Below are 1,077 nucleotides of genomic sequence, written 5' to 3'. Positions count from 1 at the left end.
GGCGGACATTTGTCCACCAGAGATAGAGATAGAGAAAGAGATAGATATAGAGTTAGAGATAAAGAGAGAGGGAGAGATAAAAACAGGACAGACAGCCCCCGCCCCTTTTGGCAGATATGAAAATGTATTCCTGTCAGAAAAAGAGCTTGCGGAGCTGCAAGAGGAACTTCCCGGCAAATGGGAGTATTACATAGACCGCCTATCCGGCTATATCGCTTCCAGCGGGAAGAAATACAAGAACCATGCCGCCACTATCCGGCGTTGGGCGGCTGATGACAGGGCAAAGGGGAAGCCGAAAAAGGGAATCCCCGATTATTCCTACAAAGAGGGCGAGAGCCTTTGACCGCATAGACACAACGCCCCGTAAACAGGGCGTAAAAGACCATGAACAAGGAGGAACGATTTTATGTGTGATTATGATAACGCTATTTTCCGGCTTGCCACGGCACAGGAAACAGAGCCGGAGGACTACATAGGCGAGGACGGGCTTTTATACTGCGGGAAATGCCGCCAGCCCAAAGAAGCCTACTTTCCGGAGGGCAAGACCCTTTTCGGACGTGACCGACACCCACGGGCGTGTGACTGCAAGCGGAAAATCCTTGACGAACAGCAAGCCGCCGAGGATATACGCAGACATTTTGACACGGTTGAACGGCTGAAACGGAAAGGCTTCACCGACCCGGCTATGCGGGAATGGAATTTTGACAATGACAACGGGAAATGCCCGCAAATGGAATTTGCCCGTGAATATGTGGAGCAATGGGGGCATATGAAAGCGGAGAACCACGGGCTGCTGTTATGGGGGAATGTCGGCACGGGCAAGAGCTTTTTTGCCGGGTGTATCGCCAATGCCCTTATGAAACTGGAAGTGCCTGTCTGCATGACAAATTTTGCCCTTATCCTCAATGACCTTGCCGCCAGCTACAAGGACAGGAACGAATATATCTCCCGCCTTTGCAGCTTCCACCTGCTTATCCTTGACGATTTCGGCATGGAGCGTGGCACGGAATACGGTTTAGAGCAAGTCTATAACGTGATTGACAGCCGATACCGCAGCCAAAAGCCGCTGATTGTCAC

At 51.3% G+C, this 1,077-nt stretch carries 1 protein-coding gene and 1 pseudogene; both read left to right on the top strand.

The window, feature by feature from the left end; all coding sequences use genetic code 11:
• A pseudogene (locus tag NSB25_RS29070) lies at positions 1-343 on the top strand (phage replisome organizer N-terminal domain-containing protein); the annotation flags it as partial.
• 63 nt (positions 344-406) lie between these two features.
• On the top strand, positions 407-1,077 hold a 671-nt coding region (locus NSB25_RS29065; RefSeq protein WP_103242756.1), incomplete at its 3' end, for an ATP-binding protein.

The sequence above is a fragment of the Acetatifactor muris genome (assembly GCF_024623325.1).
Classification (GTDB): Bacteria; Bacillota; Clostridia; order Lachnospirales; family Lachnospiraceae; genus Acetatifactor; species Acetatifactor muris.
This window is presented reverse-complemented; position numbering and strand designations above follow the sequence as displayed.